This window comes from Oceanobacillus sp. AG, from assembly GCF_009746545.1.
GTDB lineage: Bacteria > Bacillota > Bacilli > Bacillales > Amphibacillaceae > Oceanobacillus > Oceanobacillus indicireducens.
On sequence record NZ_WOWT01000017.1, the window covers coordinates 63,500 to 81,482 of the forward strand.

General features: G+C 40.6%; 17 protein-coding genes. 5 read left to right on the forward strand and 12 right to left on the reverse strand.

Features of this window, described 5'->3' with window-relative positions; all coding sequences use genetic code 11:
• Positions 1-18 precede the first annotated feature (18 nt).
• The 9 genes from GN217_RS10580 to GN217_RS10620 all read right to left on the reverse strand — a co-directional run bounded on the left by GN217_RS10580 (position 19) and on the right by GN217_RS10620 (position 9,169).
• A complete protein-coding gene (locus tag GN217_RS10580) occupies positions 19-762 on the reverse strand; it encodes a LytR/AlgR family response regulator transcription factor (RefSeq protein ID WP_156856650.1) in 744 nt (247 codons plus the stop codon).
• Positions 759-2,522, reverse strand: a complete 1,764-nt coding sequence (locus GN217_RS10585; RefSeq protein WP_156856651.1) for a LytS/YhcK type 5TM receptor domain-containing protein — start codon at positions 2,520-2,522, stop codon at positions 759-761. The genes GN217_RS10580 and GN217_RS10585 overlap by 4 nt, the downstream gene beginning before the upstream one ends.
• Complete coding sequence (locus GN217_RS10590) at positions 2,519-4,063, reverse strand: solute symporter family protein (protein WP_156856652.1); 1,545 nt, start codon at positions 4,061-4,063, stop codon at positions 2,519-2,521. The genes GN217_RS10585 and GN217_RS10590 overlap by 4 nt, the downstream gene beginning before the upstream one ends.
• A gap of 4 nt (positions 4,064-4,067) precedes the next feature.
• Entirely contained in the window at positions 4,068-4,337 is a 270-nt protein-coding gene (locus tag GN217_RS10595) for a DUF485 domain-containing protein (RefSeq protein WP_156856653.1), read from the reverse strand.
• Positions 4,338-4,480: 143 nt separating this feature from the next.
• Positions 4,481-5,782: a globin-coupled sensor protein gene (locus tag GN217_RS10600; protein WP_156856654.1), complete on the reverse strand. Its 1,302-nt coding sequence runs from the start codon at positions 5,780-5,782 to the stop codon at positions 4,481-4,483.
• A 130-nt stretch (positions 5,783-5,912) separates the two neighbouring features.
• Positions 5,913-6,482 (reverse strand): 5' nucleotidase, NT5C type, encoded by a 570-nt coding sequence (locus tag GN217_RS10605; protein ID WP_156856655.1) that lies wholly within the window; start codon positions 6,480-6,482, stop codon positions 5,913-5,915.
• Positions 6,483-6,498: 16 nt separating this feature from the next.
• Positions 6,499-7,593 carry a bifunctional diaminohydroxyphosphoribosylaminopyrimidine deaminase/5-amino-6-(5-phosphoribosylamino)uracil reductase RibD gene (gene ribD / locus GN217_RS10610; RefSeq protein WP_156856656.1) on the reverse strand — a complete coding sequence of 365 codons (1,095 nt, stop codon included), beginning with the start codon at positions 7,591-7,593 and terminating at the stop codon, positions 6,499-6,501.
• The gene (locus GN217_RS10615; protein ID WP_156856657.1) at positions 7,586-8,341 is read right to left on the reverse strand and encodes a GTP cyclohydrolase II; all 756 of its coding nucleotides are present in this window, start codon (positions 8,339-8,341) and stop codon (positions 7,586-7,588) included. Before GN217_RS10615 ends, ribD begins: the two co-directional genes overlap by 8 nt.
• A gap of 240 nt (positions 8,342-8,581) precedes the next feature.
• Positions 8,582-9,169, reverse strand: a complete 588-nt coding sequence (locus GN217_RS10620) for a TetR/AcrR family transcriptional regulator (RefSeq protein ID WP_156856658.1) — start codon at positions 9,167-9,169, stop codon at positions 8,582-8,584.
• A gap of 157 nt (positions 9,170-9,326) precedes the next feature.
• On the opposite strand from GN217_RS10620, the gene GN217_RS10625 reads away from it, so the two are divergent.
• Both GN217_RS10625 and GN217_RS10630 read left to right on the forward strand, forming a co-directional pair.
• Positions 9,327-10,235: an ABC transporter ATP-binding protein gene (locus tag GN217_RS10625; protein ID WP_156856659.1), complete on the forward strand. Its 909-nt coding sequence runs from the start codon at positions 9,327-9,329 to the stop codon at positions 10,233-10,235.
• Entirely contained in the window at positions 10,235-11,836 is a 1,602-nt protein-coding gene (locus GN217_RS10630; protein ID WP_156856660.1) for an ABC transporter permease, read from the forward strand. The genes GN217_RS10625 and GN217_RS10630 overlap by 1 nt, the downstream gene beginning before the upstream one ends.
• Positions 11,837-12,336: 500 nt before the next feature.
• Here GN217_RS10630 and GN217_RS10635 read toward each other — a convergent pair whose 3' ends face one another.
• Both GN217_RS10635 and GN217_RS10640 read right to left on the reverse strand, forming a co-directional pair.
• Positions 12,337-12,885 carry an NUDIX hydrolase gene (locus GN217_RS10635; protein ID WP_370459768.1) on the reverse strand — a complete coding sequence of 183 codons (549 nt, stop codon included), beginning with the start codon at positions 12,883-12,885 and terminating at the stop codon, positions 12,337-12,339.
• A 29-nt stretch (positions 12,886-12,914) separates the two neighbouring features.
• Complete coding sequence (locus tag GN217_RS10640; RefSeq protein WP_156856661.1) at positions 12,915-13,337, reverse strand: hypothetical protein; 423 nt, start codon at positions 13,335-13,337, stop codon at positions 12,915-12,917.
• 321 nt (positions 13,338-13,658) lie between these two features.
• On the opposite strand from GN217_RS10640, the gene GN217_RS10645 reads away from it, so the two are divergent.
• The 3 genes from GN217_RS10645 (at position 13,659) to GN217_RS10655 (ending at position 16,986) form a co-directional block, all read left to right on the forward strand.
• Positions 13,659-13,997, forward strand: coding sequence for an ArsR/SmtB family transcription factor (locus GN217_RS10645; RefSeq protein ID WP_156856662.1), 339 nt, complete (start codon positions 13,659-13,661; stop codon positions 13,995-13,997).
• A gap of 17 nt (positions 13,998-14,014) precedes the next feature.
• Positions 14,015-14,968 (forward strand): cation diffusion facilitator family transporter, encoded by a 954-nt coding sequence (locus GN217_RS10650; RefSeq protein WP_156856663.1) that lies wholly within the window; start codon positions 14,015-14,017, stop codon positions 14,966-14,968.
• A 173-nt stretch (positions 14,969-15,141) separates the two neighbouring features.
• Positions 15,142-16,986 (forward strand): monovalent cation:proton antiporter family protein, encoded by a 1,845-nt coding sequence (locus GN217_RS10655; RefSeq protein ID WP_156856664.1) that lies wholly within the window; start codon positions 15,142-15,144, stop codon positions 16,984-16,986.
• Between the two features lie 365 nt (positions 16,987-17,351).
• On the opposite strand, the gene GN217_RS10660 is transcribed toward GN217_RS10655, so the two are convergent.
• Complete coding sequence (locus GN217_RS10660) at positions 17,352-17,906, reverse strand: GNAT family N-acetyltransferase (protein WP_156856665.1); 555 nt, start codon at positions 17,904-17,906, stop codon at positions 17,352-17,354.
• Positions 17,907-17,983: the final 77 nt, after the last annotated feature.

A 17,983-nucleotide genomic window follows, 5' to 3' on the forward strand; every position in this document is an offset into this window, starting at 1 on the left:
GGATACACTGACAAATAGTTATATTTTGAATTTTTTAATCAATATTTTACTCGCTGTCCGACTAACCGGTATTTTGGTCTGTTCCTTATCTTTTAATGTGACATTACTCGTTCCATTAAACCATGGTGTAATTTCTAAAATATGATTCAAATTGACAAGATAACTCCGGTGCGTCCGGAAAAATGATTCATCATTCAACTTGTTCTCCAGTTCCCTTAATGTCAACTTACTCTTAATCACCTTATCTTTTGTATGGATTTCAATTTGTTTCTTATGTGGTACAGCATAATAAATCGATTCAGGCGAAAGCACAACCATCCGCTCTCCATCATCAATAAGCAGTTTATCTGTCATAGCCTGTGGCTCAGACACAGATCTATCTTTTCCCTTCGACTGCAATGCTTTCCGCAGTCTTTTCAGTGCCCGTTTGAAATGAGTTTCCTCGTAAGGCTTCAATAAATAATCAATCGCTTCAACATCAAATGCATCCATCGCATAGTCATCATAGGCGGTCGTAAATACGAATAAAGGCTGCTGCTCTCCCTCTTTCGTTATATATTTCGCTGCTTCGACTCCAGACATGCCGGGCATTTCAACATCAAGAAAAATAACATCCGGATGATGGAGACGATACTGTTCGATCAGCTCTTCCCCAGTTTCTGCATGAGGAGAAAGAATAATATCTTCTTCATGCTGCAACAGATACATCAATTCTTTTCTTGCCATCGCCTCATCTTCCGCAATCATCGCCCGTATGATCATGGGATCGCCTTCCTTTCCATTTGATTCATGCGAGGTATTTGGAAATACACTTCACTCCCTTCAAGCGGCAAATTTTGAATCGTTAATTTCGCTGACTCGCCAAGCAGGCCAATCAACCGCTGATTTACATTGTAAATACCAATCCCACCACTTTTCTCTTCGCTGAGTGGTTTATATCCAGCGTCTCTTAGTATATGTTCCGGGAAGCCATAGCCGTTATCGCGGACGAGAATGAACACAGCATCCGCTTCAACTGTAATGACAATATCAATTCTTCCACCCTTCGATTTATGATGTAAACCATGATTTACACAATTTTCCACAAGTGGTTGAATTGTTGAAGGCGGTATATAAACACCCGAAAGGTCTTCCGGCCGCTCGAAATGAATTGTCAACCGATCCGCGAATCTTGCTTGGATAATCGCTGTATATGCCTCGACATGCTCACATTCCTTCTCCAGGTCAACAAGTGACCTGGATACGAGCCGCAAATTAAAACGCATAAAACCTGCAAGTTTAAGCGTGAGATACCTGGCCTTCTCTGCATCTTCCCGGTAAAGGGTCGCAATAAGCTGTAACGTATTGAATAGAAAGTGCGGATTAATCTGCGCCTGTAGATTCCTGAGCTCCGTATGCCGCATATGCATGTTCAACTTCTCAGCATGCAGCATCGTCAATTGATTGGATATGAATTGACCAAGTCCTTCTGCCATCGTAATCTCTACCGGGGTAATATGTTGCGGTTTCCGAAAATAAAAGATGATTAAACCCGTGTAGTCATGGCCCCGAGAAATAGGAATCATGATGGCTGCATGCAACGGACAATCTGGCTCTATACACTCTAAGTCAGCTTTACTATATATTATTTTCATCGCATTCGTTGCGATTGCCTCTTTTCCAAGCTTCGAACGGATTGGATTCCCCGCTTGGTGATGGTTGCCAATTCCTTTATGGGCCAGCACTTCCTGATGATTTGTAACAGAAACCGCCGCAAGCTCCAAGCGGTCGTAAAGTAAATCGGCAATCCCGTCAGCCATAGCTTTACTTCCATCCTGTTTTAAAAATGGTATTGCTTCTTCCGCTATCGTTAATGCCTGCTTTGTCGCAAGCGCCGCCTCATTTTCCTGTTCCTTAAGGACAATGCCAATCATCGCAGTAAAGATTGCAATCGCTATACTGTTTGATAGGACAAGCGGCAGACCAATCCAGTCTACAACCTGTACAATATCATATGCATCGGTGTAAAAAATGAGTAGCAGCTGCATTTGTAATACTGGCGGAAAAACTCCAATAAACAATGCTTTTAACGGCGAAATAACCCGCTCATTGGAGAAGAATCTAGCCGTTAATCCTGCCAATAATCCTGTAAGCGGGTTCACAAAACCATTTGCTAGCCACCCCACTCCGCCAAGGAACATCAAGTGAATGCCGGCAATCAGACCTGCACCAAGCCCTACTACTGGACCGCCTAATAAGCCCGCAATAACCACGGCAACGAGGCTTGTACTAACAATCAGCTGATCTTTTTCCACAGGGAATATAATAAAATCAACATGCAGCACCTCATCTTGAACGATGACAATTCCTGTAATCGTACTCGCAATCGCAAAAACACCAAATACGATTGCATGCACCAACGACATACCAATATTAAAATTCCGATCAAGCAACCGCTTAAAGCCTGGCGTTCGCGTTAATACGAATGCAATAACGAGGAGAAGTCCAATCCGTTCAAAAAGAATAATCGTTAAATCCTTCATGACGCGTCACTCCTGGAACGGCTGCCAGTTTGAGCTTTTTTGAAAAATGCGTAATAGGACGCTTCCTTTTCCGCCTGGCCTCCAGATAGGAATGCACCTAGAAAAGCTCCTAAAAATCCAATCGGTATCGCAATAATTCCCGGATTATATAACGGAATAATCGCATCACGGGCGATCAACCCATTTTCCGTATCCATAATATGTGGCCCTAGTACGAGCAGGAGAAGCGATGCAATTAGTCCACAAAACATTCCAGCAACAACTCCCGTTCGATTAAACCTTTTCCAATAAATCGTAAACAACAGTACCGGGAAAATACTAGATGCCGCAACGATAAATGTCATCGATACAAGAAAGGTCACATTCATTGTCTCAAGCCGCAATGCAAAAACGGTAGAGAGAAGTCCAATTGCTAGAGCCGTCCAGCGTGCCGCATAAAGCTGTTCTTTCTCCGTCGACTTTCCCTTCTTCCATATCATATGATAAATATCATGGGAAAAAGCAGTCGTTGCCGAAATGACAAGCCCTGCGACAACTGCAACTATTGTCGTAAATGCAACTGCAGAAATAAACGCCAAGAGAAAGTCACCACCGACCGCTTGGGCGAGTAATGGAGCTGCCAAATTTCCGGTAGGATCAGTTGCCACCAGTGCCTCGTACCCTAATAATGCAATCGTTCCAAGCCCAAGAATCAACGTCATTAAATAAAACGTCCCGATGATCCATGTTGCACTGAGCAGCGAACGGCGCACTTCAAAGGTATTTTTCACAGTGAATAGTCGGATTAATATATGCGGAAGTCCCGCCGTTCCGAGAATCAATGCGAGCTGTAACGAGATTAACTCAATTGGACTATCAAATAAATGCCCCGGATGAAAAAAGTACTCCCCGAGTAGAGAGCGTTCTTTCACATCCGTAATAATCGCGGGAACATTCCAATTATAATTGGATAGGACGATGAGCGATAATAAAAATGTACCTGACATGAGGACAATCGTCTTGACAATTTGCACCCAAGACGTCGCAATCATCCCGCCGAACATGACGTAAATCGTCATCAAACTTCCAATTACAAGCACAGAAACAGAATAATCAATATCAAGCAATAAACGCAACAGGAAGCCTGAAGCAACAAGCTGGGGGACCATATATAGAATAGAAATCGTAAAGGCCCCAAACGCCATGATGAGGCGCATCGAACTACCGGGAAACCTCGAGCAGATTACATCACCAAGCGAGTATTTGCCGAGTCTGTGCACCGGTTCCGCGATTAAAAAAAGTACAACCAAATAAGAAACTAAAAAACCGATTGAATATAGAAATCCGTCATACCCGCTGAACGCTATCGTACCGACAATACCGAGGAAAGAAGCAGCACTGATGAAATCTCCGGCAATCGCCATTCCATTTTGAACACCGGTTAAACTTCCAGCCGCCGTATAAAATATGTTCGTTGTTACACTTCGCTTTGCCGCCCAATATGTAATGATAAGTGTACAAACAACGATACATATGAAAAATAAGAAGTAGGTGAGATTCACTTCGTCACTCCTCTTGTATCATTTGCTCGGTCTGTTCATCTATCTTTTTTGCCTTTAGATGATACAACCATCCAAGCAGCCAAATCATAATAATCTGCAGGAATGCGTAAACCCAAGCCCACGTCACCCCGGGAATAAAGCTTGTTTGATTCATCGTATCAGGGAAAAAGATAAGTGATACAGGGAGTAAAAAGTAAAAAACAAAAGCAAAAGTAATTGCTATGATAACAAAACGCCGCTTCTCCCGTAAAATTTTCTCGTACGTTTCCTCCATCACCCTCCCCCATTTCACTTAGTAAAAATCTGTAAATTTCTTTAATTATGAATATATATGAAGAAACTCAACTTGTAAAGTGAAAAGTTTGCATAACTTAATCAAAAGAAAAGTCTGGCATTTTCCATGTCAGACTTTCTTTTTCATCCATCTAATTTGGTTGTTAATGAATTTAATGAATCCGCTGAAGCAGCAACTTCTTCAAAAGATTCTCCTAGTACACTCATACTCTCGCAAAATAATTGAATCTCATCTGCCATCTTATTATTTTGCTTATCGGTATCATTCATCGTTCGGACGATTTCCTCAAAATGAATTTCCGTATCCTTAGAATAACTATTCCCGATCTGCACGTCTCGACGAATCGTATCTAAGGTTGACGTCAAATAATTAACTTGCTCCGTTGTATTTTTAATTAATGAGGCAACATTCACAACGGCGTCCTTCGTCTGATCGGACAACTTACGCACCTCTTCTGCAACAACTGCAAAGCCGCGACCTGATTCCCCTGCCCTTGCTGCCTCAATGCTTGCATTAAGGGATAGCAAATTCGTCTGCTCAGCCACACCGGATACAAGATTGATTATCTCTTGCATTTGCTGCATAATCTTCTCAAGTTCTTCCGCGTCTGTACGGATTCCTTCAACCGACGCAGTGATACTGTTCATTTTTTCCGTGAGTCGGTTCAATTCCTGCTTACCCGACTCTGCTTTACTTTTTGCCGATTCGGATAAGGAAGAGCCACGTTTCGCCAAAGCAACCATTCCATCCGATTGGGCAATTAATTCTTCCATTGTTGCATTTGTTTGTAGGGAAACCGCTGCTAAACTTTCTGATGTCCCGGTAATTTTTACTTGGATGTTCTGTTTCTCCGCAGCAATTGTCTGCTTAATGCGATCTATCTCCTCTTCATATGCTTCAAGAACGAGCTGTTCTTCCAAATTAATAATTTTACTGACTGCCCGGAAGGCAAGAAATGATTCTTCCCGGTCAGGCACATGCTCTTCAATAATATTAATCAGTGAATTTAAAATATCTTGGAATGCCGCCAAATACCATTTCGCTTCTAAACCAATTTTGACATGAACATGGGCAACAATATAGCGCTTTTTAATATAATCTTCATCGATTTCACCTGTGAACATCTCGACAATATGACGCCTTAGCGTCTGCTTTAACCTTTCGATAGAACTATAATGGTTAATAATATGAATTAACGATGCCTCTTTTTCTAGATTTGAATAGAATCGATCGATAATTAGTCCGATATTTTCCATCACGTATGGCTGCAGTGTATGTAGAATTTGTAAATCTTCGACGGTCAGCCCAATCATCTTGACTTGATGATCCAGTGCACTATTCGATTTTGCTTCTAAGGTAACATGATGGGGGTCTTTATTAAAAATGAGTTCTCTCGTCTTTTCTTTTTTTCGCTGCTTGAACATGCTTGCTCTCCTCCAAACTTATCTATGTAACTATCCTACTACAGGAAGCCGTAGATTCCAATAAAATATAGGAATTATTACTCTGTTTATATAGAAATTCGAAAAAAACGGGCACATGAATCTATTTCATTCATGTACCCATTTTTATCATGGATTTAAAATCATCCCAATCGATAAGTCGTTCCATTTCCAAATCCTTGTTATAGGATTGATCTTTAACGATTAATTGGGTTGGCGTGTGAAGTAACGTATTGAGGACAGCCGGTTTATCATCTACATAATAATCCAGCTCAAGCTCTTCGATGATTTTTACTTTTTCCTCATCTTGCATCCCATAGAAAAAACGATTGCCCGTATTTGGGAATCCTTTTTCCTTCATCCATTCCCTCGTCCGGATGCCGTGTTCTTTCGGCCTTGCCGTTATATAATAGATTTCATGGCCTTCCTCGGCTAGATCTAATAACGTTTCTCTCGCTCCGGGAAAAGCAGGGCAATCAGTATAATAAATTTCTTCTAAAGAATGAGTCCACATTTCTTTTCCTTCTGCGTCCGTTAGTCCGAACGGCTCGTGGATTTCCACCCGGTTAATCCCTTTAAAAGTTTCTAAGGATAAGTCTTGTTTAAGCCGTTTTGTATAAATACGAAAAGCATGTTCCCGCAAATTAATTAATGTATCATCAATGTCGAAACCAAATTTCATCTCGAAATCCCTCCCCTCAATCTGTATAGGTTGGATAACCAATATATTTCAAATCTTTTCCAACTGGAATAAATGCTGCATCATTTAATTCAACCGCATCTTTCATAAGCTTCACTCCAGTTCCTTCCAGAAAGGTTGGGGCATCCTTCCCGCCAACAAGCTTAGGAGCAATATAAAGAACGACCTTATCTATTAATTGATTCTCGAGAAACGATGCATGAATATTTCCGCCACCTTCAATCATGACCGAGGAGATCCCTTCTTCGCCTAGCCGTTCGACAACTTCATGCGGATCAACAGTATTTTCACGGTTTGTAACAAAAACACGTACACCGGCCTGCTCTAATTCTTTTTTCTTCGTTTCATCATGTGCACGACTTGTGAAAATCCACGTTTCTGCTTCGTTATCTGTCACAAGCTGATAGTCGAGTGGAATTTTTAACGTTGAATCAAGAACAATTCGAACAGGGTTTCTGCCATTCGGAATTCTCGTAGTAAGCGCAGGATTATCTTCTAATACGGTGTTGATTCCTGCCAAGATTCCCATATTTTCATTACGTAGATGATGGACATCAACCCTCGCCTCTTCTGAAGTGATCCATTTACTGTCAAACGTATGGGTTGCGACTTTACCGTCCAGCGTAATTCCTGCTTTCAATGTCAGAAATGGTCTCTTTTCAACAATAAATTTATTGAAAACTTCATTCATCTGCCGCGCTTCTTTTTCCCTAACTCCTGTAATCACTTCAACTCCGGCGTCCTTTAAGATTTTCACACCACTTCCAGAAACAACCGGGTTGGGGTCAAGGGTTGCGATAACTGCTTTTTTAATCCCGGCTTGCACGATTGCTTCAGCACAAGGGCCTGTTCTTCCGTGGTGGGAACAGGGTTCAAGCGTGACGTAAATCGTACTTCCATGTGCAAGCTCCCCTGCCATTCTTAATGCATGAATTTCTGCATGCGGTTCTCCCGCTTTCAAATGGGTGCCGACTCCGACAATCCGGTTGTCATTTACAATGACGGACCCAACAAGTGGATTCGGATCAGTCTGCCCTTTCATCGCCCGGGCATTCGTAAGGGCAAGGTCCATATAAAATTCGTGATTAGTCATTTGGACAAGTTCCCTCCGCTTTCATATGGCCGGATTTTTCAATTTTCGTTTCTAAATATTTCTGGTTATATTCTGATACGTCTCCCCATAAGGCAGTTCTACCAGCAACATGCATGCCGGAGTTCCGGAGTGCTTCCAGCTTTTCGGGATTATTCGTAATCAATGTGACTGGCTTCGTGCGTAGGTTTTTCAGCACTGTAATCGCGTCATCATAATTCCTGAGATCATTATCAAATCCTAAACTTTCATTTGCTTCGACTGTATCAAAACCATTTTCCTGAAGCACGTAAGCCATTGCTTTACTGAATAAACCAATTCCACGACCTTCATGGTTCGCAAGGTAGAACAGCGCACCCGCGCCATGCTCCTTGATCCGCTTCATGGACTCTTTCAATTGGAAACCACAGTCACAGCGTTTACTTCCGAAAATATCTCCTGTATGACAAATCGAGTGCAGACGAATGAGCGCATCGTCCGCTTCTTTAAAGTCACCGTACACGAGAACGCTCGACTGCTGATATTCAGCAAGGTTTGCTGAGGCGAGATGATCAATGACTTTCTCATAATCCTCTGTCACCTCATCATGATTCAGCCAGGAGTACCACTGAAAAACAACTGTTTCTCCGTATAAATTTACTGGAAGCTGGATCGGACCGACCAAATAGATCGCCTGATCCTGCTTTTTAATCAATTGTATTTTATCTTTTAAAAGCGCAAAGGCTTTGGATTCCACTTTCACATCTGCCATATTCCTTATCTCCTTTCACTTACTTATCTTAGTATAGTGAAATAATTATCGAGCTTCAATTTATCTTTCTCGGAAATAGGAACTTTTATCACGTATTAACGGTCCCATCTTTAAACATGAGTGAAGACCAAGATGTGAAGGTGGGGATAAACAGTCCGTAAATCCCTAATTCTGTTAACATTCAGTGAGGGGGAAGGAAACCCCCACTGAATGAAGTTTCACTTTATGACAGCTAAGCTACTAGTCCGTCCTTTTTCCAGATATACCGTAGAAGAATATTTTTGTTAGATCCTCTGTAAGCGGAAGGAGTGATGGCCCTACATCTTCCCGCCGCATATAATCAGCAAACATTTGAATGTATAAGAGAATTGCCTCATCGGAAATCGACTTATCGATATACCCTTGTTCCTTCCCCTCCGCAAACAGTTCCAGAAAACGAGGCAGTGCCGTTTCAGTATAGAACTTCATGATATAACTATCCTTTTTCATATAATCTTTCATAAAATAATCGAAAAACTCTTCATTAATTTGATTCGCAACTAATGATTTATCAAAAATTATCGTTTTAACCTTTTCCGGAAAAGGAATGTCACGATTAAAAAGCACCACATATTCTTCCCATATTTGGTGGATATAATATCGAAACACTTCTTGGATTAAATTATCTTTGCTCTCGAAGTAATTATAAATCGTCACCTGAGAAACGCCTGCTTCTTTAGCAATCCCAGCAACGGAAATTTTACTTATTCCATGTTCCAAAAACAATGATAAGGCCGTTTCTATTATATTATTCATTTTTATTTGCTTTCTTCTTTCAAAGCCATTCATCGCTTTCACCTCTTACATTAGTTTAATAAAAGTTATGAAATATAACAAATGAAATAGTTCAAATCTATTGCATGCTACATCGTTTTTCTATATTATGAACTATGAGAGGCGAAATATTTCAAAACTTTTTTTATAAACCTGAGAGAGGATGAGCGCAATGTCGATAGTAGAAGTGAAGAATCTCCATAAGAAATTCGGGAACTTTCAAGCGCTGGATGGAGTGAATTTGGCATTGGATCAAGGGGAAATATATGGTTTCATCGGACCGAATGGTGCTGGGAAATCCACTACCATTCGAATTTTGCTCGGAATTTTGAAAGCATCAGAAGGAAAAGCAACGATATTCGGAAAAGATGCCTGGCACGATGCAGTGGAAATTCATAAACGGCTCGCCTATGTCCCTGGTGATGTGAACCTTTGGCCGAACTTGACCGGTGGTGAGGTGATTGACTTATTTATGGGATTAAGAGGTGGGAATAATAAGCATAAACGGGAAGAACTACTGGAACGATTCGCCCTTGATCCATCGAAAAAGTGCCGCACGTATTCAAAGGGTAACCGTCAAAAAGTAGCTTTAGTCGCAGCTTTTGCATCAGATCCCGAACTGTTTATTTTTGATGAACCGACTTCTGGACTGGACCCATTAATGGAACAAGTCTTCCAGGAATATGTTCAATCTGCAAAGGATGCAGGAAAAACGGTTCTGCTTTCTAGTCATATATTATCGGAAGTGGAGAAGCTTTGTGACAGAGTCGGGATTATCCGGCAAGGTAAAATTATTGAGTCAGGTACATTAAGTGAGATGCGACATTTAACCCGGACGAATCTTTTAGTGGAAACGAAAGAACCTATCCCCACAATCGATGAATGGAAAGGTATCCACAATGTGCAAAAGGATGGGCAAACGCTGGACTTTCAAGTAGATTCAGAAGAACTCGATACGGTCATCCGATATGTAAGCCAATACGGAATTGTAAAATTGGAAAGTGCACCTCCAACATTAGAGGATTTATTTATGCGTCATTATGAGCATAAGCAAGAAACGACTGAAGGAGGCAATTCCTGATGTTTCGGACTGCAACTGATAATATCGGTTCCCTAATTACATTCACCTTAAGAAAGGACCGGGTTCGGATTCCCCTCTGGCTCATTGGTATTATCTTTTTTACTATATTGATTCCTGTCGCCCTGGACGACATGTTTCCAACACAAGATGAACGGGATGTAATGGCAGAAACGATGGCGAATCCAGCTGTGACGGCGATGGTTGGACCTGGAGATATTGAGAATTATACGATTGGTGCGATGACGACGCATAATATGTTGCTGTTTACAGCCGTTGTCGTTGGACTCATGAGTATCTTACTCGTTATCCGTCATACACGGACAGAAGAGGAAGATGGGCTTTCCGAATTGATTCTTGCACTTCCTGTCGGTAAATTGGCGAACTTGAATGCTACTCTTTTTGTTCTAACCGTAACAAATATTGTGCTTGCTCTCGTTTCAGGGTTTAGCTTATACGCTTTAGGATTGGAAAGTATGGATTTTGAAGGCTCCTTGCTGTACGGGGTTGCTTTAGGAAGTACAGGACTCTTTTTCACAGGTGTAGCGGCAGTGTTCGCTCAAATTTCAGAAAGCTCACGCGGAGCTACCGGATTATCGATTGCCGTATTGCTGCTCGCTTATTTCATTCGTGCGATTGGTGATGTGAGTAATGAAACATTATCCCTCTTTTCACCGCTCGGACTCGTTACACAGACGGAAGCTTATTCAGCGAACGAATGGTGGCCTGTGTTGCTTCTTGTCGGATTTTCTGCTTCATTATTTTTACTAGCGAATTATTTAAATGCAATCCGTGACTGGGGAGCCGCTTTTCTCCACGCTCGGGCTGGAAGAACTCATGCAACTCGTTTTCTCCAGTCTCCGATTGGACTTTTCTTCCGCACACAGCGTACAGCTTTTATTTCCTGGGCAATAAGTATGCTAGTTCTAGGCATGTCTTACGGTTCTGTGATGGGAGATTTGGAGTCATTCTTTCAAGGTAATGAACTATTAGAAGAAATACTTATTGCTGAAGAAGGTTACTCCTTAACAGAACAATTTATCCCTGCCTTAATGCTTGTGATGGGAATACTTGCTACTGTTCCTCCGATTATGGCAATGAATAAATTGATTGGTGAAGAAAAGAAAAATCGAACCGAGTCGATTCTCGCCGCTCCAGTATCTCGTGGAAAACTTTTGGCGAGCAACTTGATTATTGCTGTGTTTAATGGATTTATTATGATTTCCTTATCAGGTATCGGACTGTGGCTTGCTGCTGAGGCTGTAATGGAGGATGGTTTTTCTTTCGGGACGATTTACGGGGCTTCCCTCGTATATTACCCGGCGATGCTAGTCATGATCGGAGCTGCTCTGTTTTTAATTGGCATGGCACCAAGATTTACCGGATTGATTTGGGTATATGTCGTATTTTCATTCATCTCTAATTATCTCGGCGGACTGCTAGACTTACCGGAATGGATAGAGAAACTCTCCCCATTCGGTTATATCCCAGCACTACCAGTAGAAAATATGGAATGGACACCAATCATGTTACTAATTTTAGTTGCTGCCATCTTAATAACTCTGGGATTTATTGGCTATCGAAAAAGAGATATAGAAGGATAATCGACTCAAGCCCGGGACAGTGGGGTCAGAGCAAATGTCCCAGTTTTTTGGGATAGTTGTTCCGACCTTTTGTCGTTTTAGAATGGGTTCGGCTTAATTCGGATACTCGAAGATTTGTTAATTACCGAAAGAGCTAGGAAGTCAATTGTTCAGAGGGTTAGAGAGTCTCTTATCAATCGAACGAGAGGAAAACTAATCGTTCGAGGGATTAGAGTGTCTTTCATCAACCGAATCAGCGGAAAAAACAATTGTTCGAGGGATTAAAAGGTCTCTTATCAACCGATGAAGCGTAAAAATTGTGTGTTCAGATGATTAGATAGCTTATAAACCGCTGAACGATTGGAAAACTTGGCTATTCGAGGAATTAGGTAGCCTATAAGCCTCTGCATGAGTCGAAAAATACAAAGATGAAGACACTGATAGCTTTTCCCCTTCAAAGTTATGCGAAAACAACGAATCGGGATTCAGATGATCCGGAGGGGAACTAACCCTCTGCACTCTTATTGTCGAATGCAGCCATATTTCCCGCGCATTTCAAAAAGCAAATGAATCATACCTTCATAATATGGAATAAACTCACCGCTCCTAATCATCTCAATAATTTCTTCTCTTGTTGCCCATTTTACATCTTTAACTTCTTCCTCCTGTAACTTTACATCTTCCAAATTGATTTCCTTTTCAACTAAATAAATATCATCAAAACCACGTTCAAAATTAATAGTAAAATGCGGTCTTAGTTCCTCTAAATTTAGATAAATTCCAAGCTCTTCTTCCAATTCTCTTTCTGCTGCCACTTGACTGCTATCCCCTTTCATCGCACTGCCACCAACGGTAATATCCCATTTATCCGGCCACCCTATTTTGAAAGGTTGTCGCTGCTGGATCAACATTTCCCCTGCCGAATTGAAGATACAAACATGGACAACCAAATGATAATCCCCTTCTTCAAAAGCTTCTCCACGTACTATAAATTTATCTTTTTTGATTCGATCTCGATTATATACATCCCAAAGTTCCATTTGCAGATCCTCCCCAATTTCTATCGCCATTTGAAATTAACAACGTCTTCAAATCAAAATCAATCATACCCGCCTACTGCTTCTGGTAAATCTTTATATGTATCCTTTCTCTTCACTATATCAAAAATATAATTTCTCAATTCAAATAACTCGCTTGCATCAGCGGTTGAATCACAATAAGCACCAGATACGGAATGGTGTATTGTCTCCCCGTTAATCCTGATCTTCCACTCGTCTTCTTCATGCGGTTGTTGGTAACATATTTCCCCATCAATAGGCTCTGGTATCAATTTCTTCTCTTCTACTATATGAACATCTTTCATTTTCTCGTAAATTTGCTGCATTTCTTTCTCTGTCAAAGTGATGCTCGTCGTAATTGTTCCATTCTGAATTAAGTCTTTCCTTACAGTTTCTTCAAATGTATTAATCTCGTTCTTTTTATCCACACCAAACTGAACCGCAAAACCAAAGTCATCCGGCATTTTTTCCGACTTGCAGTGGTTGTATTAGGTTCTTCATTTGTATCGCTACAACCGACTATTCCTATAACGAGTACCACAAGTAAAAGAAACTTCTTCACTTTTCCATTCCTCCCTTTTGGTTATTCTTCGTAAACTGGGACATTTACTCTGACCCCATGTCCCGCTTAAAAACTGGGACAGTTGCTCTGACCCCATGTCCCACTTAAATCATAGCACAGGTTGACTTGTTTCTTGACATTTAATATGTTTTGTCATAAGTTATATACATGAGCATGTGTTCATGTATTGATGTAAGACAATAATATAGATAGAGGAGTTGAGATGGTGGTGGATGAGCAAAAACGGGAACAGGTATTTACAGAAGACAGGCAACATTTGGATGAAGAGACATTATTCGTTGTCTCGCAAATATTCAAAGCTTTGAGTGATCCAACCCGAATTCGGATTTTAAATTTGCTATGTACAGGGGAACATTCCGTGAACGCTATTGCAGAGACATTAAACCTAAGTCAGTCGAGTGTTTCCCATCAGTTACGCTTCTTAAAAAATTTGCGATTGGTTAAATATAGAAGAGCAGGGAGAACCCTATATTATTCGGAGGATGACGATCATGTCATGAATTTATTGAAGCAGGCGATCAAGCATGCTCTACATCATTGATTGAGGAGGAATTTGAAATGGGACACGATCATGTACATGATCATTCGCATGGTGCGAATAAAAAAGTTTTAAAAATAAGTTTTATCATCATTTCCCTCTATATGATAGTGGAAGCGATAGGTGGATTCCTTACCAATAGTCTTGCCCTCTTGGCAGATGCTGGCCATATGTTAAGTGATGCCATCTCACTCGGTATCGCCCTCCTCGCTTTTACACTAAGTGATAAAGCTGCCAACTATAGTAAAACATATGGATATAAACGATTTGAAATTTTAGCAGCTGTGCTGAACGGGATTACGCTAATCATCATTGCCGGCTATATTTTCTATGAAGCAATTGGACGTTTCCAAAATCCGCCGGAGGTTGCTTCAACCGGCATGTTGATAATTGCGATTATTGGTCTGTTCATTAATATTCTTGTCGCTTGGATTATGTTTCGTGGTGGAGATGTGGATGATAACTTGAATATGCGAGGAGCATACCTGCATGTCATCAGTGATATGCTTGGTTCAATCGGTGCGATTATTGCTGCCCTGCTTATCATTTTCTTCAACTGGGGTTGGGCGGACCCTCTCGCAAGTGTTATTGTCGCTGTACTCGTCCTCCGTAGTGGCTACTTTGTTGCAAAATCGGGACTCCATGTTCTGATGGAAGGAACCCCAGATAATGTTAATATGGAGAAGGTCGTGGAAACCATTCAACATACGGATGGTGTTCAAGGTGTCCATGACTTGCATGTCTGGTCGATTACGAGCGGATTAAATGCCCTTTCCTGCCACGCGGTTGTTGATGATGATATGTCCATCGCAGAAAGTGAAACATTACTTCGACAGATTGAACATGAACTGGAACAGCAAAATATTCACCATATGACGATTCAACTAGAAACGACTGCACATTTACACGACAATTCGATTCTTTGCAGGATACAGCCGGAATCACCCGGACATCACGATCATCACCACCATTAAAAAGGAAGTCCTTTACCCAAGGGGCTTCCTTTTTTTATATAAGAAACTATAAAATAAAAAAATGTATGTAGATAATATTAGACAAAAGAACAATTCTGTTGTTTAATTATGCTTTACAACTTAACTAACTCCATGTTATATTGACAATTTTTTTCAAAAAGGGGGATTATCAGATGGAACATGGTGCAACTTCAATTGTATCTCTCATGATCGTTACGGGTGTTGCGTTTTTCATTCCAATTTTGCTCGAACGATTAAAATTAAAAGCGATACCGATTGTGGTAGCAGAGATTATTGCTGGGATCATCATTGGTAAGAGCGGTTTGAACCTTATCGATGTTGATAATGCATGGCTCACCTTGCTATCCAGTTTAGGTCTAATATATTTGATGTTTTTAAGTGGTTTGGAAATTGACTTTAACTCCTTCCGCGTGAAAAAAGGAAATAACTCTGGGAAATCGAAGGAAATTAACCCATTCCTCGTTTCAAGTATTATTTTTGCCTTAATGTTAGCTCTCGCTTACGGGTTCTCTCTAGTGCTCGTATCATTTGGTTTGATTGATGATCCGTATTTCATGACGATTATCTTATCAACCATTTCTCTAGGCGTTGTCGTACCTGTATTAAAAGAAAGGAAAGTACTGAATACGAAATTAGGGCAAACCGTATTGCTCATCGCAGTCATATCTGACTTTGCCACGATGATTTTATTTGCTTATTATTTAGCAGTAAAAGACGGAGACACGACGATTGTTTGGTGGATCATCCTGCTCGTCGCTCTTGTATTCCTGCTTTATTTCTTATTGAACTTTTACCGGAAGAAAACGAACATGGCAGTGGTTGAAGCATTAAAAAGAGGAACAGCGCAAATCGGTACTCGTGGTATCTTTGCATTAATCCTTTTGTTCGTAGCTTTATCAGAAACAATGGGAGTAGAAAATATCCTTGGCGCTTTCTTGGCTGGGGTTGTTGTGTCCCTACTTTCTCCAGATAGAGAATTCGTTCATCAGCTGGATAGTTTCGGCTATGGATTCTTGATCCCTATCTTCTTTGTTATGGTAGGAGTGGATTTTGATTTCGGTTCTTTACTGGAAAATCGCAGTATCTTGCTGTTGATTCCTGTTGTGTTGGTCTTTCTCTTTTTAACACGTAATCTGCCAACATTACTTCTTAAGCGATGGTTTTCTTGGAATGAGGTATTGAGTTCAGGAATGCTGCTTACCTCTACCTTAAGCCTTGCAATTGTAGCAGCTACCGTATCGCTGCAAATGGGAATCATTTCGGAAGGTATGAACAGTGCGATTGTACTAGTTGCTATCTTGACGTGTTTCACTTCACCGATATTGTATGCAAGAATATCGCCTGAAGTGGAGGAAAAAGAAAGCAGCTTAGCTATTATTGGAGCTAACCGCGCCGCACTAAGAGCGAGTCTCAACTTTCAAAAGAGTAATTATAAGGTAACGATTTTCTCGGAGAAGCAAGGGAAATTAAAATCAGAATCAGATAATGAATTTCCAATTGTTGAAGTGAACAACATGACGTTGGAGAAGTTAATCGAAATGGATATCTTTGAAACCTTCGACGGTATAATTGTTGCAACAAGTAATGATAATTTCAACGTGGAGATTACTAATTACGCGATTGCAATTGGCTATGAAAACATCATTACCCGGATTGAAGAACCGACATTGAACAAACAATATACGGATATGGGGATGGCGATTTATTCGAATGCCTTCGCTGGAGAAATGGTGTTAAAAGCGATGGTGCACAGTCCAAGTCTTGTCCGTCTATTAACGGATAATGATGAGATTATTAGAGAATTTGTTTTAGATGGAATGAGATATGACCGGATACCGCTCCGCAAGCTGCCATTCTTGGGAGATACGCTTATCCTGTCCATTTATCGTGGAGAACGAGCGATTACCCCAAATGGAGATACGATTTTACAACAGGGTGACCGTTTAATTATTAGCGGTAGCGAAGAATCGATGGAAAAAGTAGCGGAATATTTATAAAAAGGGTTTACACCTTTAGCGTGATGAAGATGCAGTGCGCATACTTCATCGCGCTATTTTTAGATAACAATTTGTTATAGACGATTTCGTGCTAATGAGCCCATTCCAAGACTTCAATTGAGTAAATACGGGAGTTAATCTTTAATCGCTCGAATGAGAAGTATTCTAATCGTCTGAATGAGATAGATTTGAGTGCGTTCAGGAGATTAGAGGTGTTCTAATCAACTGAATGAGATAGATTTGAATGCGTTCGTGCAGAGAGGTCCTAACAACATTTGTAAAATTTAGATAGAAAATATGGGGAATAGAATGTATCTTACTTAGGTGAGGCACAGTTTCCCCTATTCTATCAGAAATCAATGGTCTCAAGTACTTTTTAAGTACCAATCAAGAAATGCAACTTTTTCTATTACGTTTAACAGGCAAGGTTCATTTACCTGTTGCACCAATTTCTTATATTCATCAGGAAATTCAGATTGTGCGTCTATTTTTACATAAGGAAGCTTTTCCTGTGCTTTTCGAGAGCGTATATTAGTTAACTTGGCACCGGCGAAGACATATTCCATGTTAAGATCTGTGAAAGCAGTATATAGAATATCTTTTTTGGCCAGCTCATTATATCCTTTTCCCCAATAGGGATGGCCGATCCAAGTTCCGATGTGACAAATCTTCTTCTCATTATCTATTTCTTTTAAGGTTATTACCCCGATTAACTCATCGTTTTCATTCAAGATTACTCTCGAATACAGCTTACCTAATCGTTCACTTTCTAGGACAAACTCGATAAATTCAAGTGTTCCTTCTATCGATGTCTGATTATCCGTCAATCCTAGAGGTTCTCTCACCTGTGGAGCTGAAGAGAGTGAAGATAGTGATTTTGCATATTTTTTATCATGAGGTACTAATGCTACCTTACTCATTTGTAACCCTCCAACATAGAATTTTTAATTTTATAAAGAAGATTCTTGCCTTAACTTTTCAATCTCTGTATCAACTA